The 23,773-nt window shown below is 64.2% G+C and carries 29 protein-coding genes and 1 pseudogene; 22 read left to right on the forward strand and 8 right to left on the reverse strand.

The genetic code is table 11. From position 1 onward, the window contains the following. Positions 1–449 precede the first annotated feature (449 nt). Complete coding sequence (locus tag ACXJ7R_RS00935) at positions 450–1,364, reverse strand: D-alanyl-D-alanine carboxypeptidase family protein (RefSeq protein ID WP_457150157.1); 915 nt, start codon at positions 1,362–1,364, stop codon at positions 450–452. Between the two features lie 376 nt (positions 1,365–1,740). Here ACXJ7R_RS00935 and ACXJ7R_RS00940 point away from each other — a divergent pair, with 376 nt between their 5' ends. From ACXJ7R_RS00940 to ACXJ7R_RS00955, 4 genes are all read left to right on the forward strand, one after another. Further along, on the forward strand, positions 1,741–3,555 hold the full coding sequence (locus ACXJ7R_RS00940) for a methyl-accepting chemotaxis protein (protein WP_457150158.1): 1,815 nt from the start codon (positions 1,741–1,743) through the stop codon (positions 3,553–3,555). A 337-nt stretch (positions 3,556–3,892) separates the two neighbouring features. Beyond that, entirely contained in the window at positions 3,893–4,996 is a 1,104-nt protein-coding gene (locus tag ACXJ7R_RS00945) for a hypothetical protein (protein ID WP_457150159.1), read from the forward strand. A gap of 111 nt (positions 4,997–5,107) precedes the next feature. Continuing rightward, positions 5,108–5,728, forward strand: coding sequence for a nucleoside triphosphate hydrolase (locus tag ACXJ7R_RS00950; RefSeq protein WP_457150160.1), 621 nt, complete (start codon positions 5,108–5,110; stop codon positions 5,726–5,728). 84 nt (positions 5,729–5,812) lie between these two features. Beyond that, positions 5,813–6,160: a hypothetical protein gene (locus ACXJ7R_RS00955; RefSeq protein WP_457150161.1), complete on the forward strand. Its 348-nt coding sequence runs from the start codon at positions 5,813–5,815 to the stop codon at positions 6,158–6,160. A gap of 33 nt (positions 6,161–6,193) precedes the next feature. Here ACXJ7R_RS00955 and ACXJ7R_RS00960 read toward each other — a convergent pair whose 3' ends face one another. After that, positions 6,194–6,898, reverse strand: a complete 705-nt coding sequence (locus ACXJ7R_RS00960; protein ID WP_457150162.1) for a glutathione S-transferase family protein — start codon at positions 6,896–6,898, stop codon at positions 6,194–6,196. 400 nt (positions 6,899–7,298) lie between these two features. On the opposite strand from ACXJ7R_RS00960, the gene ACXJ7R_RS00965 reads away from it, so the two are divergent. Continuing rightward, entirely contained in the window at positions 7,299–8,117 is an 819-nt protein-coding gene (locus tag ACXJ7R_RS00965) for a class I SAM-dependent methyltransferase (RefSeq protein ID WP_095083329.1), read from the forward strand. Positions 8,118–8,246: 129 nt separating this feature from the next. On the opposite strand, the gene ACXJ7R_RS00970 is transcribed toward ACXJ7R_RS00965, so the two are convergent. Together ACXJ7R_RS00970 and ACXJ7R_RS00975 are read right to left on the reverse strand one after the other, a co-directional pair. Then, on the reverse strand, positions 8,247–9,455 hold the full coding sequence (locus ACXJ7R_RS00970) for a beta-ketoacyl-[acyl-carrier-protein] synthase family protein (RefSeq protein WP_457150163.1): 1,209 nt from the start codon (positions 9,453–9,455) through the stop codon (positions 8,247–8,249). Positions 9,456–9,460: 5 nt separating this feature from the next. Next, the gene (locus ACXJ7R_RS00975; protein WP_184873030.1) at positions 9,461–9,715 is read right to left on the reverse strand and encodes an acyl carrier protein; all 255 of its coding nucleotides are present in this window, start codon (positions 9,713–9,715) and stop codon (positions 9,461–9,463) included. Between the two features lie 215 nt (positions 9,716–9,930). Here ACXJ7R_RS00975 and ACXJ7R_RS00980 point away from each other — a divergent pair, with 215 nt between their 5' ends. From ACXJ7R_RS00980 to ACXJ7R_RS01000, 5 genes are read left to right on the forward strand one after another with little or no spacing between them, the layout of a single operon-like run. Continuing rightward, positions 9,931–10,764 (forward strand): urease accessory protein UreD, encoded by an 834-nt coding sequence (locus ACXJ7R_RS00980; protein ID WP_457150164.1) that lies wholly within the window; start codon positions 9,931–9,933, stop codon positions 10,762–10,764. 28 nt (positions 10,765–10,792) lie between these two features. Then, positions 10,793–11,095 (forward strand): urease subunit gamma, encoded by a 303-nt coding sequence (locus ACXJ7R_RS00985; RefSeq protein WP_095083338.1) that lies wholly within the window; start codon positions 10,793–10,795, stop codon positions 11,093–11,095. 11 nt (positions 11,096–11,106) lie between these two features. Further along, complete coding sequence (locus ACXJ7R_RS00990) at positions 11,107–11,361, forward strand: DUF1272 domain-containing protein (RefSeq protein WP_457150165.1); 255 nt, start codon at positions 11,107–11,109, stop codon at positions 11,359–11,361. A gap of 31 nt (positions 11,362–11,392) precedes the next feature. Further along, positions 11,393–11,980, forward strand: coding sequence for a HupE/UreJ family protein (locus ACXJ7R_RS00995; RefSeq protein WP_457150166.1), 588 nt, complete (start codon positions 11,393–11,395; stop codon positions 11,978–11,980). A 6-nt stretch (positions 11,981–11,986) separates the two neighbouring features. Beyond that, positions 11,987–12,292: an urease subunit beta gene (locus ACXJ7R_RS01000; RefSeq protein ID WP_457150167.1), complete on the forward strand. Its 306-nt coding sequence runs from the start codon at positions 11,987–11,989 to the stop codon at positions 12,290–12,292. Positions 12,293–12,342: 50 nt separating this feature from the next. Here ACXJ7R_RS01000 and ACXJ7R_RS01005 read toward each other — a convergent pair whose 3' ends face one another. Beyond that, a complete protein-coding gene (locus ACXJ7R_RS01005; RefSeq protein ID WP_457150168.1) occupies positions 12,343–12,837 on the reverse strand; it encodes a hypothetical protein in 495 nt (164 codons plus the stop codon). Positions 12,838–12,951: 114 nt separating this feature from the next. Next, positions 12,952–13,323: a hypothetical protein gene (locus ACXJ7R_RS01010; protein WP_457150169.1), complete on the reverse strand. Its 372-nt coding sequence runs from the start codon at positions 13,321–13,323 to the stop codon at positions 12,952–12,954. A 179-nt stretch (positions 13,324–13,502) separates the two neighbouring features. Between ACXJ7R_RS01010 and ureC the strand changes: the two genes are divergently transcribed. The 9 genes from ureC to ACXJ7R_RS01055 all read left to right on the forward strand — a co-directional run bounded on the left by ureC (position 13,503) and on the right by ACXJ7R_RS01055 (position 20,257). Further along, positions 13,503–15,218 carry an urease subunit alpha gene (gene ureC / locus ACXJ7R_RS01015; protein WP_457150180.1) on the forward strand — a complete coding sequence of 572 codons (1,716 nt, stop codon included), beginning with the start codon at positions 13,503–13,505 and terminating at the stop codon, positions 15,216–15,218. Between the two features lie 31 nt (positions 15,219–15,249). Beyond that, positions 15,250–15,684, forward strand: a complete 435-nt coding sequence (locus tag ACXJ7R_RS01020; RefSeq protein ID WP_457150170.1) for a hypothetical protein — start codon at positions 15,250–15,252, stop codon at positions 15,682–15,684. A gap of 33 nt (positions 15,685–15,717) precedes the next feature. Beyond that, positions 15,718–16,311 (forward strand): hypothetical protein, encoded by a 594-nt coding sequence (locus ACXJ7R_RS01025; RefSeq protein ID WP_457150171.1) that lies wholly within the window; start codon positions 15,718–15,720, stop codon positions 16,309–16,311. 113 nt (positions 16,312–16,424) lie between these two features. Continuing rightward, positions 16,425–17,030: a glutathione S-transferase family protein gene (locus ACXJ7R_RS01030; RefSeq protein ID WP_457150172.1), complete on the forward strand. Its 606-nt coding sequence runs from the start codon at positions 16,425–16,427 to the stop codon at positions 17,028–17,030. After that, on the forward strand, positions 17,027–17,632 hold the full coding sequence (gene ureE, locus ACXJ7R_RS01035; protein WP_457150173.1) for an urease accessory protein UreE: 606 nt from the start codon (positions 17,027–17,029) through the stop codon (positions 17,630–17,632). Before ACXJ7R_RS01030 ends, ureE begins: the two co-directional genes overlap by 4 nt. Continuing rightward, the gene (locus tag ACXJ7R_RS01040; protein WP_457150174.1) at positions 17,625–18,296 is read left to right on the forward strand and encodes an urease accessory protein UreF; all 672 of its coding nucleotides are present in this window, start codon (positions 17,625–17,627) and stop codon (positions 18,294–18,296) included. Before ureE ends, ACXJ7R_RS01040 begins: the two co-directional genes overlap by 8 nt. Next, positions 18,293–18,733: a DUF3995 domain-containing protein gene (locus ACXJ7R_RS01045; RefSeq protein ID WP_457150175.1), complete on the forward strand. Its 441-nt coding sequence runs from the start codon at positions 18,293–18,295 to the stop codon at positions 18,731–18,733. The genes ACXJ7R_RS01040 and ACXJ7R_RS01045 overlap by 4 nt, the downstream gene beginning before the upstream one ends. Further along, positions 18,730–19,371: an urease accessory protein UreG gene (gene ureG, locus ACXJ7R_RS01050; RefSeq protein WP_457150176.1), complete on the forward strand. Its 642-nt coding sequence runs from the start codon at positions 18,730–18,732 to the stop codon at positions 19,369–19,371. Before ACXJ7R_RS01045 ends, ureG begins: the two co-directional genes overlap by 4 nt. Before the next feature lie 118 nt (positions 19,372–19,489). After that, on the forward strand, positions 19,490–20,257 hold the full coding sequence (locus ACXJ7R_RS01055) for a class II aldolase and adducin N-terminal domain-containing protein (RefSeq protein WP_095083360.1): 768 nt from the start codon (positions 19,490–19,492) through the stop codon (positions 20,255–20,257). 11 nt (positions 20,258–20,268) lie between these two features. Here the strand turns inward: ACXJ7R_RS01055 and ACXJ7R_RS01060 are convergent, their stop codons facing one another. Continuing rightward, entirely contained in the window at positions 20,269–20,901 is a 633-nt protein-coding gene (locus ACXJ7R_RS01060; RefSeq protein WP_457150177.1) for an HAD family hydrolase, read from the reverse strand. 257 nt (positions 20,902–21,158) lie between these two features. On the opposite strand from ACXJ7R_RS01060, the gene ACXJ7R_RS01065 reads away from it, so the two are divergent. After that, positions 21,159–22,118: a sugar-binding transcriptional regulator gene (locus tag ACXJ7R_RS01065; protein ID WP_457150178.1), complete on the forward strand. Its 960-nt coding sequence runs from the start codon at positions 21,159–21,161 to the stop codon at positions 22,116–22,118. A gap of 58 nt (positions 22,119–22,176) precedes the next feature. Here ACXJ7R_RS01065 and ACXJ7R_RS01070 read toward each other — a convergent pair whose 3' ends face one another. Next, positions 22,177–22,362 carry a hypothetical protein gene (locus ACXJ7R_RS01070; RefSeq protein ID WP_095084331.1) on the reverse strand — a complete coding sequence of 62 codons (186 nt, stop codon included), beginning with the start codon at positions 22,360–22,362 and terminating at the stop codon, positions 22,177–22,179. Positions 22,363–22,472: 110 nt separating this feature from the next. On the opposite strand from ACXJ7R_RS01070, the gene gcvA reads away from it, so the two are divergent. Further along, the gene (gene gcvA / locus ACXJ7R_RS01075) at positions 22,473–23,378 is read left to right on the forward strand and encodes a transcriptional regulator GcvA (RefSeq protein WP_457150179.1); all 906 of its coding nucleotides are present in this window, start codon (positions 22,473–22,475) and stop codon (positions 23,376–23,378) included. A gap of 230 nt (positions 23,379–23,608) precedes the next feature. Beyond that, positions 23,609–23,773: pseudogene (locus ACXJ7R_RS01080) on the forward strand (sugar ABC transporter substrate-binding protein); the annotation flags it as partial.

A 23,773-nucleotide genomic window follows, 5' to 3' on the forward strand; every position in this document is an offset into this window, starting at 1 on the left:
ATCCCCAACGTCGAAGAAAAGGAGCCGTCAGAGCAAACTGCCAATCTCCCTCCTTGCGGGGGTTGAGGAGCGGTCCGCGTAGCGGACGGGAAGCCAATTGCTTGGCTTTCCTAACGACGAACGTCCGGCAGGACAGAGGGGGGTGCTGTCCCGCCGACATCACACGAACTTCAGCACCGCGGCAGCGCTCCGAAGTCGCGGCATGGTTAGCGACCGCAACAAAAAACCCGCCTCGCGGCGGGTTACTCGTCCAGTAGGTCAGTTGGCGCAAATCAGCACCGTACTCGAATCTATAGCACAATTGCCCTCACCGGGCAATCCGTTGGCGGGCAGCCGGGCGCGAAAGTGGCTCGATGCTTGCTACCGGCAGCTCGCCCTTCGCAGGCTCAGGGCGTTCGTCGTTCAAAAAGCCAAGCAATTGGCTTTTTGTCCGCTGCGCGGACCACTCCTCACTGCTGTTCGGCGAACATCAGCCTGGTCTTGGTGTCGGCCATGGCGGGCGACAGGCTGCGCTGGATCAGTGCCTCGACATGGTCGTTGCGCTGGCGGGCGCTGTCGGCGCCCATCACCACGACGATCAACTGGCGGCCGTCGGCGTCGTAGGAGGTGACGATGTTGAAGCCGGAGGCCCTGATGTAGCCGGTCTTGATGCCGTTTACGCCGCGCACGCGGCCGAGCATGTCGTTGTGGCCGCGCACCAGTCGGCCACGGAACATGAAATCGCTTTCCGAGAAATAGTGGAACTGCTGCGCGAAGCGGGAATGCAGCGCCATGCCGAGCACCGCCATATCGCGCGCCGAGCTGTGCTGGTCGCCGTCGGGCAGGCCCGACGCGTTGCGGAACACGGTGCTCACCATGCCGAGCTGGCGCGCCTTGGCGGTCATCATGGCGGCGAACTGCTCCTCCGAGCCGCCGAGATATTCGCCGACCGCCACCGCCACGTCGTTGGCCGACTTGACGACAATGGCGCGGATCGCCGAATCGACGTCGATGGTCTCGCCGCGCCGGAAGCGCATCTTGGTCGGCGGCTGCGAGGCGGCGTGGTCCGACACCGGGATCTGCGTCGCCTTGGTGACGCGACCGGACTCCAGCGCCTCGAACAGCAGGTACAGCGTCATCATCTTGGTCAGCGAGGCCGGGTAGCGCTGCGCCGTCGAGTTGACCTCGAACAGCTGCTTGCCGGTTTTGGCGTCGACGACGATGGCGGCATATTTCTGCGGCGGCGCCGGCACCGCCAGCACCGCATCCGGCGGCGTCACGGTCGTGCAGCCGGCAAGCAGCAGCAACAGGCCAAGGGCCGCAAAAAGTCTCTGGACGAGCGGAAGTGGACGCGGGTTGGACAAGGGCAAGTCTGTTCTGGTCATGCTGTTGCTGAGATGAGCCGAAGCTAACGTAACGCGCCAGCTGCGTCCAACTGGTTAATGACGGTCATACCCAGGATTGTCATCGTAAGCTTGGGTTCCTCGCCCCCGCAGAGCGGGGGAGAGGTGGCCGCGAAGCGGACGGAGAGGGGGATTTCGTAAAGCGCCATCGTGCGAACGAAGGTCTCGGATCATTTGGCGCAGCCGGCGCCGGCCCCCTCTCCGTCTCGGCTTCGCCGAGCCACCTCTCCCCACTTCGTGGGGCGAGGAACCAAGCTTGCGGGCCGCCCCGAAATCGCCTGTTTCCTGTCTTCCCTTGCCAAAGCCGCGCTTCCTGAGGGAAGGGGCGTGGCATTCTGTCGGCTTGGGGGGCTTGGGCATGACGAACATCGGGGCTGGCGGCGTTGCGCCGTCGCTTATCAAGGCATCACTCAGCCGCACCGGCAAATGGGCCGGCAGCATCGCCTTTGTCGGGGGTGCCGCTTCCGACGTCCTCAATCCGCTGGCGCCATTCGCCGCCTATATCGCGCTGGTCGCCTCGGTGGCGGCGGTCATCATTGCCATTGCCATCGTGCTGCGGCTGGTGCTGGCGGCCAAGGCACTGCCGGCCTTGATTTTCGCCACCAGCGCCGCCGCCGTCGCCGGCGGCGTCTACGGCCTGCAACAGCAGACCAACTCGCAGAACGGGGTGATCGCCAGCCTGGTGCCAGCCATCGCCGGGCTGCAGCAATCGATGGGCATCGTCTCGGAGAAGGTGGCCAAGATCGAGCAGACCGTCACGCAGACGCAAGAGACGGTCGAAGCGGTCAAGCAGTCGACCGACACGGTGGCGAAGAAGACCGACGAGATCGCGTCGGCCCAGCAGCAGCAGACGCAGCAGACGGCGCAGGTGCAGAAGACCGCCGAAGAGGTGAAGAAGCAGACCGAGACGCTGGCCGCCGGCCAGGCGCAGCAGCAGGCCCAGACCGAGAAGCTGCAAGCGACGACCGAGCAGATCGCCGCCTCGATCGACACCATCGCCAAGGGCTTTGCCGCCCTTGCCGCGCAGGGCGGGGCGATCGCCGAGCCGAAGCGGCCGGATGAGTTTTATCACAACGCCCGCGTCTACGAATTGTCGGGCGACATGCTCAATGCGCGGCGCTCCTACCTCGCCTTCGCGGGCTTCGATGTCGATGCCATCGACCCCTACACGCGCTTTGCCACGCTGCTCAGGGTCCAGGACGGCAAGGCCGGCGCCCGCGAGGTGTTCGGCGCCCTTTCCGACAAGGGCAAGGCGCTGTCGATCAAGCTCGTGCATATCCTGCAGTTCGACGACGCCCAGCGCCTCGACAAGCTCAACGCCTTCATCGCGGCCAATCCGGATTTCGCACCGGCCTATTTCCTGCTGGCGCAGGAGTTCTCGGAAGACCGCCTCGGCGCCCAGCCGCTGGCCGACAAGCGCAACGAGGCCAAGGCGCTGACCAAATTCATGTCCTACGAAAAGGACGGCGGACTGCTCAAATATTTCGTCGACCAGACCCAGCTCGCCGACTGGCTGGACCGCAGCCGCAGCCGGCTGGCAGCCCTCGGCGACGTGCTCGATCCCTCGCGCTTCGTGCCGACGCTGACGCCGATGCGCTCGAACCAGGGCTGGTCGATGACCATCTCGCTGCCCGAGCCGGCGACCGCCATCTCCTGGCGCATGGGCGACAGCGGCCCGTTCACCGACACCGGCTTCCTGGCGCTCAACGACCAGACCACCGGCAAGCCGATGCCCAATCCGAGTTTCGAGCTGCCTGGCAGCACCGCGGCCGGCACCATCGCCRTCAAATATCTCGACATCAGGGGGCGCGAGACCGGCCCGTTCGACATCCGCTTCGACCCGGAGGCAGCACTCCAGCAAGGCGACAAGCAGATCCTCGACCAGTTCTGGACCTCGTGGATCGCCTTCGACTCCGGCGGCAATCACGGCCTGGTCTATTTCACCCAGATGCTGTCCTACCGCTGCGCCATCAAGGAGGTGCATTACAGCCTCAACGGCGCCGCGCTCGACAAGTCGTTCGAGATACCAGCCTGCGACAAGAAAGACCCCTACGCCATCCCTTACGAGGCCAAGGGCTACATCAAGGTTGCCGACAGCGTGACGTCGATGTCGGTGCAGGTCACCTATACCGACGGCACCAAATCGCCGGTGCGGGAATACAAACGGCAGTAAGCCTTTCATGGCGATGGCTTCGGGTCGAGATTTGCCTTGCCCGGCGTTTGCGCCGCCCCTCACCTGCCTGCCGGCATCCTCTCCCCGTATAGGAACGGGGAGAGGGGCGCTGTCGTCAACGGTTTCGCCGATCACCAGCGTTGCAGAGAAAGCGCGGGCGTTGCGGTCAGTTCCCTTCTCCCCGTYMCTATAMGGGGAGAAGGTGCCGGCAGGCGGATGAGGGGCAGCGCCGACCCGACGGTTTCCATTGTGCCTGATGCAAAATGCCTTACGCGGTGCTTGCGCAAGCCGCGCCGAACGGGTTCTTGTTCCGCCCATCAGAATCGGTGAGAGCGCTATGACTATCAGCACGATCAAGGCAAAAGGCATTTCGGTCTCGCTCGACCTCACGGTCGGCCACATCGCCGACATGGTCGTCGACGGCGGCGGGCGGAAGCTCAAGCCGCTGCATCGCGCGCCGTGGATCGATGAGCCGCGCGAGACGCTGCCGAAAGACCTGCCCGAGGGCACCGTCCGCCTGTCCGGCGACTTTCTCTGCGCGCCGTTTTCGCGCAGCGATGTCGAGGAGGCGCCGCTGCATGGCTGGCCGGCCAACAGCGCCTGGGATGTCACCGACAGCGCCGCGACCAACGATGGCTGGCGGGCCAGCTTCCGCTTGCGGCACAAGGTGATGGGCGCGACGGTCGACAAGATCCTGACGCTGCGCGACGACCATCCCTTCCTCTACCAGGAGCATGTGTTTTCCGGCGGCCATGGCGCGATCTCGGTCGCCCATCACCCGATGACGGCGATGACCGGCGGCGGCAAGCTGGCCTTTTCGCCAAAGCGGTTCGCCGCGACGCTCGACGATCCACTGGAGCCGGATCCCGCACGCGGCCGCTTCATGCTGGCCTATCCGGCGCGGTCCACCGATCTCAGCCATTTCCCCGCCGCCGGCGGTGGCACGCTCGACCTGACGCAGTACTGCATGGACGACCGTCGCGAGGATTTCGTCACTTTGGTCGAGGCCGATCATGGCGGGCCGGGTTGGACGGCACTGGCGCGCCAGGCCGAAGGCGATCTGGTGCTGGTGCTGAAGAACCCGGCCGAGCTGCCGATCACCATGCTGTGGCTCAGCAATGCCGGGCGCGACTACGCGCCGTGGAGCGGTCGCCATCGCGGCGTGCTCGGCATCGAGGATGGCCGCGCGTCCGTCGGCCATGCCGCGTCGATCGGCGACAACTGGCTGAAGCGCGAAGGGGTGGCGACCGCCTTTGCGCTCCGCGAAGGCCACAGCGTTTCCTTTCGCCATGTCATCGGCGCCATGCCGCTCTCCGGCGGCGAGCCACCACAGGCGGTCACCACGGCGAACGGCCGCATGCGGCTGGCGGCCGGTAGCTCGACCTGGGAGGTTCCCTTCGACAGCGATTTCCTGCGCATCGGCCAGCCTGTGGCTGCCTGAGTGCGCGGCATCAATGCGGATTTGAAATTTCCGCCGACTGCCGCCAAGATGTGGCCGAAATCATCATGCGGAACATGGTGGATTTGAAGCTCCTGCCAGAGAGAGGCTCTCATGTCCGAAATCGCCCATCTCGCCGCCACCATCTTCAAGCGCGCCGGCAAGGTGCGACGCTTCGTCGTCGCCATTGCCGGTCCGCCGGGTGCCGGCAAGTCGACATTGTCGGCAAGCCTGCATGACCTGCTGCCGGAAGGCGCCGTGGAAGTCGTGCCTATGGATGGCTTCCACTATGACGACATCGTGCTCGAGCGGCGCGGCTTGCGCGCGCGCAAAGGGGCACCGGAAACCTTCGACTTTGCCGGCTTCGAAACCTTGCTGAAACGGATCCGCGCCGGTGAACCCGATATCGCCATCCCGGTTTTCGACCGCACCATGGAACTGTCGCGCGCCGCCGCCTCGATCGTCGCCACCGAGACCAAGTTCATCCTGGTCGAGGGCAATTACCTGCTGCTCGACGAGGAGCCGTGGTCGCGGCTGGCGCCGCTGTTCGATTTCTCGATCTTCGTCGACGTGCCGCGCGACGAGCTCGAGCGCCGCCTGCTCGAGCGCTGGCACGGTCATGGCCGCTCCGACGCGGATGCCCGCGCCTGGATCGCCTCCAACGACATGCCCAACATCGACCGGGTGCTTGCCCGCCGCCGGACCGCTGACCTGGTGATCGGCGTTTCGGCGTGATTGTAAGGATTCTTCAAGGGGAACCTTAAGACTTTCAGGCCGTTATCTCCCCAGGCAATTCGGCCAGAAGAGGGATTCCATCCGATGGCACAAAAGGCAAGAAGACCCGCGCCCGCCAAGGGCAAGGCAACCCAATCGAAGGCAGGCGCCGGTCCGGCGATCGCCGAGCGTTCCAAGGACGCCAAGCCGTCTTTCGGCAAGGCGGCGCCGAAGAAAGTGGTGCCTGCCGCGGCGAAGACCGCGCCCAAGGTGGCAAAGCCCAAAAAGCCGGCAAACACTGGCGATTCGCTGTCGGGCAGCGCCATGCGCACGGTCAAGGCCACGGCCAATGTGGCAGCCGGCGCCGTCGTCGTCGCGGCAAGGGGTGCGGCATCGTTTGCCGCTTCCGTCGTGGGCAGGGGCGGCTCGAAAGCCAAGGCGAAGGCAAAATAGCAGCGTTCTGTCGAGGGCCTGGCCGGCTTTGATTCAGCCCTTCGCCGGGATGGTCAGGCCCTTTTGTACGGCTGGCCTGGCAAGGCCGCGTTCCAGCCATGTCCCGACATTGCCGAAATCATCGAAGCCGACGAGTTCGCGCGCTTCGTAGAAGCCGATCAGGTTGCGCACCCAGCCGAGCAGCGAGATGTCGGCGATGGTGAAGTCATTGTCCATGATCCACTTGCGGCCCTTCAGCCTGCCGTCGAGCACACCGATCAGCCGCCGCGATTCATCGCGATAGCGCTCCAGCGGGCGCTTGTCGGCAATTTCACGGCCGGCGAATTTGTGGAAGAAGCCTACCTGGCCGAACATCGGCCCGACCGAGGCCATCTGGAAGAACACCCATTGGATCGTCTCGTAGCGCCGCGCCGCGTCCACCGGCATGAGCAGGCCGGTCTTTTCGGCGAGGTAGAGCAGGATGGCGCCGGATTCAAACAGGCCGATCGGCTTCCCGTCCGGACCGTTCGGATCGATGATCGCCGGTATCTTGCCGTTGGGGTTGAGCGACAGGAATTCCGGTGTCCAGCTCTCGTTCTTGCCGATGTTGACCAGATGCGGCTCGTAGGGCAGGCCGAGCTCTTCCAGGGCGATCGATATCTTCACCCCGTTGGGCGTCGTGGCCGAATAGAGCTGGATCTGGTCCGGATGCCTGGCTGGCCAGCGCGTTGCGATCGGAAAGGCGGACAGGTCGGCCATGGAAAACTCCTGAACGGGGATTGGCGCCGGGGCGGCACTGGTTTTGGCGGGTTCAGCCAAGGATTTAGGCGGACGGCCGATTCTGATCAATATGGCGGCGACTGTTTCACTGCGCACGGACAGTCCATGAACCGGACGGTTCGGGGACGGTAGGGATCGCCTGGGCGGGTGGTAGCCGCCTTATTGCCACGCCTGGCGCGATGCGCCACCTGACCGTCATAGCACTTTTGAAAGCAGGGCGCGCGCAGGCTCGATCGACGTGGGAGCATATTGCCGGAAAGACCACCGGCAGCAATTGCCTGCGGTATCCGAAGCACGTCCGTCATCAGGATGTCGGCAACAGGTGCACGACATAGCGAACGTCGCGATCCGTGCTATATCTGGGCAGTTGGGGGGCTCGATGAACGACACCGACTACGCGCTGGGACATGCAGAGGCGGAGTTGCGCCGCCTCAGCACCCAGGCACGGTTGATCGATCCGATCACGCGTCGCTTTCTGGAAGCTGCCGGAATCACCAAAGGTATGCGCATCCTCGATATTGGCAGCGGCGCCGGCGATGTCGCGTTTCTCTGTGGCGAACTGGTTGGGCCGACTGGAGAAGTTGTGGGTACCGACCTTGCCCTTGCAGCCGTCGAAAGGGCGGAGCTGCGCGCCAGGAATGCCGGGTCAGGCACAATCTCCTTCAGACACGGCGATCCGGCTGAACTGAATTTTGACGAACCCTTCGATGCGATCGTTGGTCGCTACGTTCTCCAATTCATGCCCGATCCAGCACAGTCGCTCCGACGGATCGCCCGTCATTTGCGGCCTGGTGGGGTCGTCGTATTCCACGAACTTGACTGGGATGGCGCTCGTTCGTCGCCCCCGTCGCCGACATACGATAAGGTATGCGGGTGGCTCAGCCGTACAATCGAGGGGGCGGGAGCGCAGGTGCGCCTTGGTGCCCGACTTGCCTCTCTGTTTGAAGAGGCTGGTCTACCCTCGCCTGTCCTGAGGCTGGAGGCGGTCATCTCGTCAGGGCCACGGGCAGTTGACGTTGTACACCTTGTGACCGATCTCGTGGAAACACAATTGCCGACCATGGAGCGGCTAGGGATCGCAGCAGCTTCGCAGGTCGAGCCCCTTACACTCGCTGACCGCATCCTGTCGGAGGTCGGTGCCGACGGCACGTTGATGGGGCGATCGGAGATAGGTGCCTGGACCACGAGGCCGGAGTGAACGCACGCGTCGTCGTGCGATGACCGCTCTCCAACCTCCTCCAGACGGTCTTCCAGCAGCACAGCATCGGGCAGACGCAACCGCCCGGACAGGCCGGGATCGCCTGCGGCCGGTCGAGATCGGGTGGGATCAAACCGCCTTGAAGGCCAGCACCGCATTGGTGCCGCCGAACGCGAAGCCATTGCTGATCGCCGTGCGCACCTTGCGTTCACGCGCCACGTTCGGCGTGATGTCGAGGTCGCAATCGGGATCAGCTTCGCGAAAATTGGCCGTCGGCGGCACCATGCCTTCACGGATCGCCATCACGCAGGCGATCATCTCCAGCGCGCCCGATGCGCCAAGGCAATGGGCATGCATGGATTTGGTCGACGACACCGACAGTTTGTAGGCATGGTCGCCGAAGACGCGCTTGATCGCCGCCGTCTCGATCTGGTCGTTGGCCTTGGTGCCGGTGCCATGGGCATTGAGATAGTCGACATCCTCGGGATTGAACCCGGCGTCGGCCAGGCAGGCGCGCATGGCGGCCGTCGGTCCTTCGATGGTTGGCGCGACGATGTCGGACGCGTCGGCGGAAAGGCCGGCGCCGGCAATTTCGGCAAGGATGGTGGCGCCGCGCGCCATGGCATGTTCGTAGCTCTCCAGCACCGCCATGCCGGCGCCCTCGCCGAGCGACAGGCCCTGGCGATCAGCCGAGAATGGCCGGCAGGTGTCGGGCGCCAGCACCCGCAATGCCTCCCAGCCCTTCAGGATACCCCAGACCAGCGGCGCATCGGTGCCGCCCGCGACCATCACGTCGGCGCGGCCGAGCCTGATCTGGTCGACGGCCGAGGCGATGGCATGGTTGGACGACGAGCAAGCGGAGGTGACGCCGAAAACCGGACCGCGCAGGCCGAGACTCATGCTGACCTGGCCGGAGGCCGCACTGGGCATCACTTTCGGCACGGTGAAGATGCCGGCGCGGTTCTTGCCCTCGATCAGGATGGCGCGGTAGTTTTCCTCGATCGCTTCCCAGCCGCAAACACCGACGCCGACGACGGTGCCCATCCGGTAGGTAGTGGCTTCGTCCGAGGCCAGACCGGCCTGCTGCATAGCCTCCCTGGCCGCGATCACCGCCAGCAGGCTGAAACGGTCCATCGACACCAATTGCTTGCGGTCAATGCCGTGATCGGGAAGCGTCTTGATTTCGCAACCGACCTTGACCTTCAGATCATGCAGTTGCGGACTGCTGATCTGGCCGATGGCCGAGCGGCCGGCGCGCATTTCATTCCAGATCGCGGGCGCGTTGGTGCCAAGCCCGCAAATACCGCCCATGCCGGTGATGACAACGCGCTGCCGCATTCAGGTCAGGCTTTTTTCGCGATCAGCGCGCGAACAGCTTCCACCATGTCGCCGACATTCTTCAGATTGCTCCAGGCATCGACCGTGTTCATCTCGATCTCGATGCCATAATCTTCCTCGAGATCGAAGATGATCTCCGTCAGCTCGAGCGAATGGATACCAAGCGAGGTCAATTCAGTGTTGGTCGTGATTTCTTCGCCGCCGGGCTCGGCATGAGCCTTGATCTTCGCGATGATATCCGTTGCCAGCTGGTCGGCCATTCGGTTTCTTCCCCACTATGTCGCGTTTCCCGACGCCAATTGAGCAGCGCCCCTTTTTCTCCCGGTATCAAGCCGCCGTCTTCGCTCTATACCCCCGCCAAGCGCTGCATGACCGTACCAAGGTGGTTCCCTCTATAGAAACCGAAACGTTGTCAAGCAACAAGCTATATCAAGCCATGCATCGACAAAGGCGCCGGAGTGCTTAACGTGCTGGCATGGATAAGACCGAACATGGCAGGATTTCGACGCAGCGCGCCGCGGGCGCGGCTCGGCTTTCCTGCGCCGTCGTCGACGGTCGCACGCGGCTGCGGCGCCTCTATCAGGACGGTGCCGCCAAGATAAGGATGCCGGCGGTCTCGACCGATCCGCTCGAAGCGGTGCTGATCAACACCGCTGGCGGGATGACCGGCGGCGACCGTATCGCCTGGGACGTGGATGTCGGCGCGGCGGCCTCGGCATCGATCACGACCCAGGCCTGCGAGAAAATCTATCGGGCGGCATCCGACCATGCCGAGGTGCGGGTGAAACTATCGGTCGGTGAAAACGGCCGCATCGCCTGGCTGCCGCAGGAAACCATCGTCTTCGACCAGACGGCGTTTGCCCGCACGCTGGACGTCGAGCTTGCCGTCGGCGCCGAGGCGCTGGTGCTGGAGGCCGCCGTCTTCGGCCGCCTGGCCATGGGCGAACACGTCACGAAAGGCAATTTCCATGACCGCTGGCGTGTCCGCCAGGACGGCGAGCTCATTCATGCCGAGGATTTCCGCATCGGACCCGATATCGCGGCCACGCTCGACCGCCCGGCGATTGCCGGTGGCGCGGTCGCGATGGCGACGCTGCTGCTGGTGTCGCCGCGGGCCGAGGCCCTGCTCGATCCGGTTCTGGAGATCGTCGGCGACCAGGGCAGCGCCAGCGCCTGGAGCGTGAGGAAATCTGGCAAGCTTCTTGCGAGGCTCTACGCCGGGGACGGCTATCGGCTCCGCCAGCGGCTGGTTCCGCTGGTCCAATTGCTCAACGGAAAGGCGGGGTTGCCCAAATTATGGTCATTGTAAGTCCGTCTATGCCAGTCCAGGGAAGCGCATGAACCTGACACCGAGGGAAAAGGACAAGCTGCTGATCGCCATGGCGGCGATCGTGGCGCGCAAGCGGCTCGAACGCGGCGTCAAGCTCAATCATCCGGAAGCGATCGCGCTGATCACCGATTTCGTCGTCGAAGGCGCCCGTGACGGCCGCCCGGTCGCCGAGTTGATGGAGGCCGGCGCCTACGTCGTCACGCGCGCGCAGGTGATGCAAGGCATCGCCGAGATGATCCCTGACGTGCAGGTCGAGGCGACATTCCCCGACGGCACCAAGCTGGTGACCGTGCACGAACCCATCAGGTGAGGAGAGAAAAAATGCTTGAGCTGCGTCCCAATTGCGAATGCTGTGACAAGGACCTGCCGCCGCAGGCGACGGACGCGCTGATCTGCACCTTCGAGTGCACCTTTTGCGCCGACTGCGTGGAACACATCTTGGGCGGCACCTGCCCCAATTGCGGCGGCAATTTTTCGGCGCGGCCGATCCGCCCGCCGGCGATGCTGAAGAAATATCCCGCTTCGACCAGGCGCGTTCTCAAAGCTGAAGGGTGCGGGCCCCGCAAGGCGGCGTGACACCACCACCCGCAAACGAAAGGCAAATAGAATGATGTCCGCCAAACGCCTGTGCCTGTCGGCGATCCTACTGCTGGCAGCAGTCATGCCGGCCTATGCCCATGTCGGCATCGGCACGACCTCCTCCTTCACGGTCGGCTTCATGCACCCGCTCTCCGGCCTCGATCACATGACGGTGATGATCGCGGTCGGCCTGTGGGCGGCGCTCAAGGGCGGCAAGGCAATCTGGGCCTGGCCGGCGGCCTTTGTCGGCGTGATGCTGGTCGGCGGCGGGCTCGGCATGCTGCATATGCCGCTGCCGTTCGTCGAACCCGGCATATTGGCGTCCGTCGTGGCGCTCGGGCTGCTGGTGGCGCTGGCAGTCGATCTACCGGTCTCGGCCGGCGTCGCCATCATTGGCCTGTTCGCGCTGTTCCACGGCCACGCGCATGGCACCGAGGTGCCGGAAAATGCCGGCGGGCTGGAATATATAGCCGGCTTTGCCATCGCGACAGTGCTGCTGCATGCCACCGGCATCGCTGCCGGGCTCGGGCTTGGCATCAGGTTCCGTGGCCTGGCCCGCGCCGCCGGTGCGGGCTGCGCGGCGGTCGGTGTCGGCCTCGTCTTCGGCGTGATGTGAGGCACGATGATCCCCGGCGAAATCATCCCCAAAGACGGCGACATCGAACTGAACAAGGGGCTGCCGACCGTCACCCTGAAAGTGGCCAACAGCGGCGACCGGCCGATCCAGGTCGGCAGCCACTATCATTTCTTCGAGACCAACGAGGGACTGAGATTCGACCGCGAGCGGGCGCGCGGCATGCGCCTCGACATCGCCGCCGGCACGGCCATGCGTTTCGAGCCTGGCCAGGAGCGCGACGTGACGCTGGTGCCGCTCGGCGGCAAGCGCGAGGTCTACGGATTTCAGCAGAAGGTGATGGGCAGGCTGTGAGATCGATGGCGTCTCATGCATGTCGCCCAAGAATAATTGGCGCTTTCGACTCAGTCCGACGGCTTGGCCGCAGCGTAGATGACGATCTTTCCAGGGTCATCGAAGTCGACGGCGAGGACGTCCTGTGCCAGCACGCGCCGCGACTCGATGGCGTTGAACAGCAGCGCGTTGGCCTCGATCTCCTTGCGCAGCTCAGCAATGTCGTCCTGATGCTGTTTGACCTTGCTCTCGATCACCGGCGGCGGGCCGCCTTCGCTGCGCGCCGCATCGGTGAGGCGCACAATCTCGACCTTGTCGAGCTTGGACGTCTTGCGCACCATGCCGATGTTTTCACGCGTCCGGTCGATCGCCGTGTTGACGTTGCGGGCTTCGGCGGTGGCGTTGGCCTCTTCCTTCTTGACCTCCGAGCCGACGATGCGGTTGACGGTATCGGGGCTTTCAAGGCCCTGCGCTTTCAACGTGGCGTTGGRCAGGCTCGCCGACAGAAACGCAGCCGCTGCAATGGCATGCAGCCATCGGGGGTCGGGCAAGGTGGTGATGGTCATCGCTCGCTTTCGAGATTTGTTTCGACACTCAAAAGGCGAAACGAATCCAGCCCTGCCAAGGTTCCTTTCCCTCTGCAGCCGGCGGGCCGGACGTCGGCCCGCCGTGCCGCGTTGTCAGCTCGCCTTCTTGGTGATCAGGGTCAGCGCGCCATTGGGCTGCATGCTGGCGGCGACGACCTGCGCCGAGCTAAGCCCCTTGGCTACCAGCGCGGACTTCACCTTGGGCGTGGCGTCGATCGAACTGCGCAATTTCTGGAGGCCGGCGTCGCCACGCTGGGCGATCACCTGGTTGACCTGCGTCTGGGTGTCCTTTGGCAGCTCCGTGATGTCGACGATGTTGACGCTCTGGATCGTCGGAACGGCAGGCTGAGCCTTGGGCGCGGCCGGGGCAGGCGTGGTCGGCGCCGGAGCGGGTTGCTGCTGGGCATTGGCGGCGCCCGCCAGCATCAGCGTGGCGGCGGCTGCAATCAATATCGTCTTGCGCATGGATTTTCCTTCCATCGATTTGGCAAACGGTCGGTTTGGGGTGACGCCCTAACCTCAACCGTCAAATCGGATGAGAAGGTGTCGGCCAGCGGGTCATTGCGTGACCATTGGATGGCGACAATGTGCAGCCAGGCTTCAATCAAATCGCATTTCGGCAAACCACATTTCGGGAGCAATCGCTGATGGCCAGAGTTACCCGCGCCGCCTATGCGCAGATGTATGGCCCGACCGTCGGCGACCGCGTGCGGCTTGCCGACACCGAGCTGTTCATCGAGGTCGAGAAAGATCTCACCACCCATGGCGAGGAAGTAAAATTCGGCGGCGGCAAGGTGATCCGCGACGGCATGGGCCAGAGCCAGGTTTCACGCGCGCAAGGCGCGGTCGACACCGTCATCACCAATGCGCTGGTGGTCGATGCCAGCGCCGGCATCTTCAAGGCCGATATCGGTCTGCGCGACGGCCGCATCGCGGCAATCGGCAAGGCGGGCAATCCGGACATGCAGGAAGGCGTCACCATCATCATCGGTCCCGGCACCGAGATCATTGCCGGCGAGGGCAAGATCCTGACCGCCGGCGGCTTCGACGCGCATATCCATTTCATCTGCCCGCAGCAGATCGAGGAAGCGCTGATGAGCGGCATCACCACCATGCTCGGCGGCGGCACCGGCCCGGCCCACGGCACACTGGCCACCACCTGCACGCCGGGGCCATGGCACATGGCCCGTATGATCCAGTCCTTCGACGCCTTCCCGATGAACATCGGCCTGTCGGGCAAGGGCAACGCTTCGCTGCCTGCGGCACTCGAGGAAATGGTGCTCGGCGGCGCCTGTTCGCTGAAGCTGCACGAGGACTGGGGCACGACGCCGGCGGCCATCGACTGCTGCCTGTCGGTTGCCGACGATTACGACGTGCAGGTGATGATCCATACCGACACGCTGAACGAGTCCGGCTTCGTCGAGAACACGGTGGCGGCGATCAAGGGCCGGACCATCCATGCTTTCCACACCGAAGGCGCCGGCGGCGGCCATGCGCCTGACATCATCAAGGTCTGCGGGCTGCCCAACGTCATTCCGTCCTCGACCAATCCGACCCGGCCCTACACGGTCAATACGCTCTCCGAGCATCTCGACATGCTGATGGTCTGCCATCATCTGTCGCCATCGATCCCCGAGGACATCGCCTTCGCCGAAAGCCGCATCCGCAAGGAGACCATCGCGGCGGAAGACATTCTGCACGACATCGGCGCGTTCTCGATCATCTCGTCGGACAGCCAGGCCATGGGGCGCGTCGGCGAGGTGGCGATCCGCACCTGGCAGACCGCCGACAAGATGAAGCGCCAGCGCGGCGCCCTGCCGCAGGAGACCGGCAACAACGACAATTTCCGCGTTCGCCGCTACATCGCCAAATACACCATCAACCCGGCCATCGCGCATGGGCTGTCCAGGGATATCGGCTCGATCGCTGTCGGCAAGCGCGCCGACCTGGTGCTGTGGAACCCGGCCTTCTTCGGCGTCAAGCCGGATATGGTGCTGATCGGCGGCATGATCGCCGCTGCCCCAATGGGCGATCCCAACGCCTCGATCCCGACACCGCAGCCGATGCACTACCGGCCGATGTTCGGCGCCTATGGCAAGGCCAGGACCAACTCGTCGGTGACCTTCGTCTCCAAGGCGGCGCTCGAGTCGGGGCTGCATGGCAGGCTCGGCGTCGACAAGCAGTTCGTCGCCGTCGAGAACACCCGGGGCGGCATCGGCAAGCATTCGATGGTGCTCAACGACGCCATGCCGCGTATCGAGGTCGATCCCGAAACCTATGAGGTCCGCGCCGACGGCGAGCTGCTGACCTGCGAGCCCGCGACGGTGCTGCCGATGGCGCAGCGGTATTTTCTGTTTTAGGGTCATGGTCTGCAACGAATCTGGACCCGCCATGGACGAGCAAAAGAAGGCAGCCCTGATTTCAAGGATGGGTCCGTTGGAAGCCTACAACGGTGGCGCTGCTCCACGCGTCATGCCGATGATTACGCTGGAGCAGTATTTTGACGGAGCCGAAGGCGAAGCGGGTCTACTGTGCAATAGCCACGCTGCTCCCGACAACGACACGGTCCTGGCGACGTTCAAGTCGATACGCGACCGACCCGAGGTTCACGACATCAGGATAGCGATTACCCAATGCGATAACGGGGAATGGCCGTTCTCGGACAAGGTCGTCGTAGTAACTCGCGCCAGCGAAGACGAAGTGCTTGGCTGGCTGCCGTCTGGCTTTGAGCCGGACGAGACCTGGGAGGGAGATGTCGACCATCTGCCTGCGGAGAAGATCGAGGTTCCGTCCGACTACAGGAAGCTGTGGCTCTGGTACGATTGAGGCCGCAACTGCTGGAGTGCACAGAGTCGACCTATGGCCACCGAAATCACTTCCGCCCACGACATCTTTCCGCATATTCGCATCGTCATGGGCATGGTGATCGGGCTTGGCGTCGCCCGCCTGCTGTCGGGGGTGGCGCGCATCGTCCAGCATCCCGGCCAGTACCGGCTCTATCCCGTGCACCTGGCCTGGGTCGCTTCGGTGCTTCTGATGCTGGTGCATTTCTGGTGGTGGGAGTTCGGCCTCTACACCATCGAGACGTGGACCTTCGGCAAGTACCTGTTCATCATCTTCTATGCGATCACGCTGTTCCTGCTCTGCGCGCTTCTGTTTCCGGATTCGATGCTGGACTACACCAGCTACGAGGATTTCTTCTATTCGCGCCGGGCGTGGTTCTTCGGCCTGCTGGCGGCGACCTATCTGCTCGACGTGATCGACACGCTGCTGAAGGGACCGGAACATTTTGCCCGCTTCGGCAACGAATATCTGTTCCGCACGCCGGTCTTTGTCGCGCTGTGCATCGCCGCGATCCTGGTGCAAGACCGCCGCTTCCACATCGYCTTTGTCGCGGCCGCGCTCGTCTATCAGATATCGTTCATCCTGCGGCTCTTCGACACGATCGTTTGACTACAGCGCCGCGCGTCTTTCCGACGCGCAAAGGACGCTGTAGCACTTTGACTGGCGCCCATTGGGATGAAGTGAGGGATGGTCTAAGCTTCCAGGGAAAGGCAGGTTTGCGCATGTACAAGGCCGTCGGATCGCGTGGATCCCGGGTCAGCCGCGTTCTCTGGATGCTCGAGGAGCTCGGGCAGCCCTATGAATTCGTCGAGGTCAAGCTGCGCTCACCGGAAGCCTATGCGCTGAACCCTTCGGGCAAGGTGCCGATCCTGATCGACGGCGATTTCACGGTGACGGATTCGGCGGCGATCTGCGTCTATCTCGCCGACAAGCACGCCGACAAGGGCATGGGCGCCGATCCAGGCGTTGCCGGGCGTGCCGAAATGGATTCCTGGATGCATTTCGCTCAATCGGAATTCGAAGCACCGCTTTGGAACAAGCTGCGCCATCGCTTCCTGCTGCCGAAGGAGGTGCGGGTCGATGTCGGCCCGGCGGCGGCTTACGACTTCGCGTCCGAGCTCAAGGCTCTGGACCGTCGGCTGGGCGACAAGCCCTTTGCACTGGGCGACCGGTTTTCGGCCGTCGACGTGCTGCTCGGCGATATGGGCGGCTGGGCGCGCGCCGGCCGGTTTCCAATCGAATCCGAGCGCGTCAACGCATATTTCGACCGCGTGCTGGCGCGGCCCGCCCGTGCGCGGGCGCAAGCCAATGGGGGATCCATGAAATGAAGCTCGACATCCGCACCGACTTCACCAAATTTCCCCGCGCCGTCTCGGTGCTGACTGCCGGCAATGCCGGGGCCACGGCACCCTCCGGCCGCGCCATTCTCGCCCATGACGAGCGGCATCTGCGCCGCCGGGCGATCGAGCTTGCCGACGGCAGCAAGGTGCTGGTCGACCTGCCCGAGCCCGTCGCCCTGAACGATGGCGACCGGCTGGTGCTGGAGGATGGCCGCCACATCGAGATCATCGCGGCGCCAGAAGATGTCTACGACATCCGCGCTCGCGACGGCGTGCATCTGGCCGAGCTCGCCTGGCATATCGGCAACCGCCATCTCGCCGCGAGCATCGAGGCCGGGCGCATCCTCATCCTGCGCGACCATGTCATCAGGGCGATGCTGGAGGGGCTGGGGGCCACGGTGACCGATGTCTCCGAGCCGTTCAGGCCGGTGCGCGGCGCCTATTCCGGCCACGGTGGACACAGCCATGATCACGGCCATGCGCACGCCGAGGCGCACGCGCACAGCCATGGTGAAGCGCATTCCCACGCGCACAGCGAATCCCTTTCCCATTCGCATTCCCACGCTGGCCACCACCACGATCATGAGTGACCAGCCTTCCAACATCGCCCTGCTACGGCTGATGGCGTGGCTGTCGCCGGCCTTTCCGGTCGGCGGCTTTTCCTACAGCCATGGTCTGGAACGCGCGGTGCATGACGGGCTGATTGCCGACGCGAAAACCCTCGCCGGGTGGCTGGAAACGCTGGTCGAGATGGGTTCGGGCTGGAACGACGCCGTGCTGTTCGCCGAGAGCTGGCGCCGCGCGCGCAACGACGGTGATCTAGACGAAATTGCAGCACTTGCCGAGGCGCTCGCCGGTTCGCGTGAACGCCACACCGAGGCCATGCTGCAAGGCGCCGCCTTTCTCAAAGCGGCGGCAGCCTGGCCCAGCCCCGTGCTGGAGCGCCTGCCGGCCGAATGCGCCTATTGTGTCGCCGTCGGCGCCATCGCAGGCGGCAATGCGATTGCGCTTCAGGACGCGCTGTCCGCCTTCCTGCAGGCCTTCTTCTCCAACCTCGTCCAGGCCGCGATCCGGCTCGGCATCGTTGGCCAGAGCAAGGCCACCGCGCTGCTTGCCGGCTTCGAGCCGCTGGCGTTGTCGACAGCCGGCCGCGCCGCGCGCTCGACATTGGACGATCTCGGCGGCTGCGCCCTTGTCTCCGAAATCATGGCTATGAGACACGAAACCCAGTATTCGCGGTTGTTCCGTTCATGATTTTTCTCGCCTTCGCGCTATCGTTTGTCCTGCTGCTGATCACGGCGCTGCATGTCTACTGGGGCATTGGCGGCATCTGGCCGGGCCGGGATGCGGCCTCCTGCGCCCGCGCCGTCGTCGGCTTTCGCGGCGTCGATGAGATGCCGACACCGTTCGCCAGTTTCGCAGTTGCCGCGTGCCTTGCCCTGGCGACACTGTGGCCGCTGGCGCTTGAAGGCGTCTTTGCCTCGCCCTTTCCCAAGCAAGGCCTCGCCGCCACCTCGCTGCTCATCGGGCTGGTGTTCCTGGGGCGCGGCATTGCCGGCTTCACGCCATGGTGGCGACGGCTGGCGCCGGAACAACCTTTCGCGCGGCTCGACCTGCGCTACTACTCGCCGCTGTGCCTGTTGATCGGGCTCGGCTTCGCCATCCTCGCCATCACGGAGTTTCCCGCATGACACAGAAAAATGGCCCGCTGCGCGTCGGCATTGGCGGTCCGGTCGGTTCGGGCAAGACGACGCTGACCGAAAAGCTGTGCAAGGCGCTGCGCGACGAATTCTCGATCGCTGTGGTGACCAACGACATCTACACCAAGGAAGACGCCATGATGCTGGCCCGGCTGCAGGCGCTGCCGGAGGATCGCATAATGGGTGTCGAGACCGGTGGCTGTCCGCATACCGCCATCCGTGAGGATGCCTCGATCAACCTGCAGGCGATCGCCGAGATGAACAAGAAATTCCCCGACCTCGACATCGTTTTCATCGAATCCGGTGGCGACAACCTCGCCGCCACCTTCTCGGCTGATCTCGCCGACCTCACGCTTTATGTCATCTCGGTCTGCCAGGGCGAGGAGATCCCGCGCAAGGGCGGGCCGGCGATCACCCGCTCCGATTTCCTGGTCATCAACAAGAGCGATCTGGCGCCCTATGTGAACGTCAATCTCGATGTCATGGAGAGCGACGCCGGCCGCATGCGCGGCAAGCGGCCGTTCGGCTTCACCGACCTGTCGCGCGGCAAGGGTCTGCGGGAGGTCATCGACTTCATCGTCGAGCATGGCGGCCTGCGGGCTGGCGCCGCCGCCAGCACGGCGGCATAGGCAAGGACATCGGCGTCCGGCGGCGATCGCAACAAGGACCTTGGCTCTGCACCAAGCGAAAGCGGTTGCGAGCCTCGGCTGGTCGCGGCATTCTCGCCTCTTTCACGGAGTGTCCTCGATGAGCATCGCCCGCCTGCAAAAGGAAACGCTGACCAACCTGCCCTTCTATGAGGAGCGCGTCGATCTCGCCTGCGCCTTTCGCTGGACGGCGCGGCTCAACATGCACGAGGCGGTGGCCAACCATTTCTCGCTGGCGGTCAATGACGACGGCACGCAGTTCCTGATGAACCCCAACCAGGTGCATTTCTCGCGCATCAAGGCGAGCGACCTGCTGCTGATCGACGCCAACGATCCCGACACGCTCTCGGGGCCGAACGCGCCCGACCCGACGGCGTGGGGGCTGCATGGCGCCATCCATCGCAATGTCCGCCACGCGCGCTGCGTCATACATGTGCATTCCATACACGCCACGGTGCTGGCATCGCTCGCCGACTCTCGCCTGCCGCCGATCGACCAGAACTCGGCGATGTTCTTCAACCGCCATGTCGTCGATGCCCATTATGGCGGGCTGGCCTTCGAGGAGGAGGGCGAACGCTGCTCTCAGCTCCTCGTCGATCCCAAGGTCAAGGTGATGGTGATGGGCAATCACGGCGTGCTGGTCATCGGCGACACGGTCGCCGATGCCTTCAACCGCATGTTCTATTTCGAGCGCGCCGCCGAGACCTACATCAAGGCGCTGTGGACCGGCCGCCCGCTGCGCACGCTGTCCGATGCGATCGCCGAGAAGACGGCAAGCGAGATGGACGACTATCCCGGCCAGGCCGAACGCCACCTCAGCGAGTTGAAGGCGATCCTCGACGAGCAGGAACCGGTCTACCGCAACTGAGCCTCTGAAGGCTAAAGCCCGAGTTCGGCGCGCAATTCCTCGGCGCTGTTGATGACGATAGCACCGGGCGGGCCTTCCATCGGCTTTTCCGGCCAGAAGATCGTCGTCATGCCTGCCGCCAGCCCCGCCATGGCGCCCGGCCAGCTGTCGTCGATCGCTATCGCCTCAGCAGGAGCGACGCCAGCGAGATATGCGGCGCGCAGGAAGGGTTCGGCGTGCGGCTTGCCCTCGCGCACATCGTTGCGGCTGATCGTCTTCATGCCGGGATAGGTCAGCCCGACCATCCGAAGGTTGGCGTCGACGATCATGCGGTCCGAATTCGACACCACGGCTTGCGCCACGCCCCTTGCCCGCAAGTCGTTGAAGATCTCGATCGCGCCGGGGCGCGGCTGCAAGCGCTCGACCAGCGGCAGATAGTGCTCGTATTTGCGGATGATCCAGTCGTCGAAGGGCAGGTCCAGGCAGAACTCGTCGCGCATCATCTCATAGACCGGCCAGGCGGCGACGCCGAGCACGCGCTCATGCAGGTCGGCCGGCGGGACGAGGCCGACATTGCGCATCGCCGCCACCAAAGCGGCCTCGTGCAGCGGTTCGCTGTCGACCAGCGTGCCGTCCATATCCCAGAAAACCGCTTTCGGCGTCATGCAAGGCTCCTTTTTGCGATCCCTTAAAGGGTTTACGCGGGGAGATAAACCTTCCCGATCGCAGAACGTGCCGGCTGTCGGAACTGAAACCGATGGTCTTTCTCCGGCGCAATCATCGCCGAAGAACGAAATTCTCTCGCCATGTGCCCCCAAGCTTGCAAGCAATTGCCCTTGAGATTGACAATTGCGCAGCAGCCCGTTCCCTGCAAGAGTAGAAGCGGACCGCGCTCATGACAGGCGGTTTCGGGAGGCAGGACGTGAATACCCGGCAAGATGGCGGCAGCAACAGGCTGGACGACGCGGCGCGCGCCGGCTGGCTTTATTATGTTGCCGGCAACACGCAGGACCAGATCGCCACCACGCTCGGCATATCGCGGCAGACGGCGCAGCGGCTGGTGTCGCTGGCGGTGTCGGAAGGCTTGATCAAGGTCCGTGTCGACCATCCGATCGCCAACTGCCTCGATCTGGCGGCGCGGCTGAGATCGCGCTTCGCGTTCGACCTAGTCGAAGTGGTGCCGAGCGATCCCAATTCATCGTCCACCACCATCGGCATCGCCGAGGCGGCGGCGGCCGAGATCGAGCGGCGGCTGCGCTCGCCGACGCCGATCGTCATGGCGATCGGCACTGGTCGCACGCTGAAGGCGGCGATCGAACAACTGCCGCCGATGGAATGCCCGCAGCACAAGGTCGTGTCCCTGACCGGCAACATCTCGCCGGACGGCTCGGCCGCCTTCTACAACGTCATCTTCACCATGGCCGACAGGGTCAAGGCGCGATCCTTCCCGATGCCGCTGCCGGTCATCGCCTCTTCGCCGGAGGAGCGCGAGATGCTGCTCAACCAACCGATGATCCAGCCGACGCTGGCGCTGGCCGCCGAGGCCGACGTCACCTTCATCGGTATTGGCGATCTCGGCCCCAAGGCACCGCTCTATGAGGACGGTTTCATTTCCGAAAGTGAACTGAAGGCGCTGCAGAAGGCCGGCGGCATCGCCGAAATCGTCGGCTGGGTATACGATCGCGAAGGCCGCATGATCGAGGGCATCACCAACGACCGGGTGTCGTCGGCTTCGCTGCCATCGCGCGAAAAATCCCTGGTGATTGCACTGGCGATGGGCGAACGCAAACTGCCGGGTATCCTGGCGGCGGCCAACCGGCGGTTGATCAACGGCCTCATCACCGACGAGCGGACGGCGGCGGCCCTGCTGGCCAGCGTTTGATCGGGCTGCCGTCGATCGCAGACGCCGGCCCGACTGATTTCCGATAAAGCCAGCCGGGCTATTTGCCCCGCCCGAAAGGGTCGTTGCCGTCGAGGAAGCCGACGTCGCGCTGCAGATGCGGCGACAGGTCCCTGATGTCGAGATGCGTCCGTTTTCTGATTGCGAACCAGCCCAATCCGTCCGTGAGCCACGAAATCCAGCGATGATCCGGAGCGGGAGTGCACTTTTGCTGCGCCATGGTCATGATCGTCAACCTTCGCTATCCTGAACCCGAATGAATGGTTGACTCTGAATGTCGGTCTTGCCGGCCGGCTTTGCCAATCGAACATCTGTTATGGCCCATAAGGAGGTTTTATGCCTGACCTCAGCTCGCGACAGCTCTCCCAACTCCCGCCGCTGCAAGCGATCAGGGTGTTCGACGCGGTGGCGCGGCATCTTTCCTTCACCAAGGCCGCCGAGGAGCTCGCCATGACGCAGGCGGCGGTCAGCTATCAGATCAAGGTGCTGGAGGAGCGGGTCGGCACACCGCTGTTCCTGCGGCGGCCGCGCCAGATTGTGCTGACCGAAGCCGGACAGCGCCTTGCCCCGGGGGTCAGTGAAGCCTTTGCCCTTCTTGGCCAGGCCTACGCCGCGGCGCGCGGCGGCGCCGACGGGCTGCTGTGCGTCACCACGGTGCTGACCTTTGCCTCGAACTGGCTGGCGCACCATCTCGGCTCGTTCCAGATCGCTCATCCCTCCCTTGCCGTTCGGCTCGAGACGTCAAGCCGCCTGACCGACTTCGCCCGCGAGGATGTCGATCTCGCCATCCGTTCGRGCGGCGGCAAATGGCCGGGACTGGAAGCCTACAAGCTACTCGATGCCGATTTCACGCCGATGCTGAGCCCGAAACTCGCGGCGAGCATCGGCGGCGTCAAAGAGCCGGCCGACCTGTTGCGGCTGCCGATCCTCGATCCCGGCGACATCTGGTGGACCGAGTGGTTTTCGGCTGCCGGCGTCAACTCGCACGACCTTGCCAAACGGCCCGGCAGCAGCATGGGCGCGCAGGCCTATGAGGCCAATGCGGCCATCGCCGGCCATGGCGTGGCGATCCTGACCCGGGCGCTGTTCAAGGCGGAACTCGCCGACGGCCGGCTGATCCAGCCTTTCGACCTGGTGGGCGACGATGGCCATGCCTATTGGCTGGTCTATCCCCAGGCGCGCCGCAACGTGCCGAAGATCCGCGCCTTCCGCGACTGGCTGCTGGCCGAAATCGCCTGCTGACAGGCAAGTCCTCCGGCACTCCAATCCTGCCCTGTCGCCTGAATGGCTGTCCTGTCGCCTGAATGCCCAGGACCGGCGAAGTCGGCTTGGCAATTTCCACACACACATGGTCCGCCGATACCGCCGGGTGCTGCGCTGYAGCATCGAATCCGGCTTGACATAATTGACGTCAGGTGAGTAATTGCTCAAAGCCAAGGCAAATGCTCATCTTGGTTCATGGGAGGAATTTGATGAAACTTCGTACGCTCACCCTGGGCTTGTTGTCGGCCAGCGCTCTTGCCTTCGCCGCACATGCCGAATCCATCACCATCGCCACCGTCAACAATGGCGATATGGTCCGCATGCAAAAGCTGACGGAAGACTTCACCAAGGCTAACCCCGACATCCAGCTCAAC

It is taken from the genome of Mesorhizobium sp. P5_C1, from assembly GCF_054049815.1.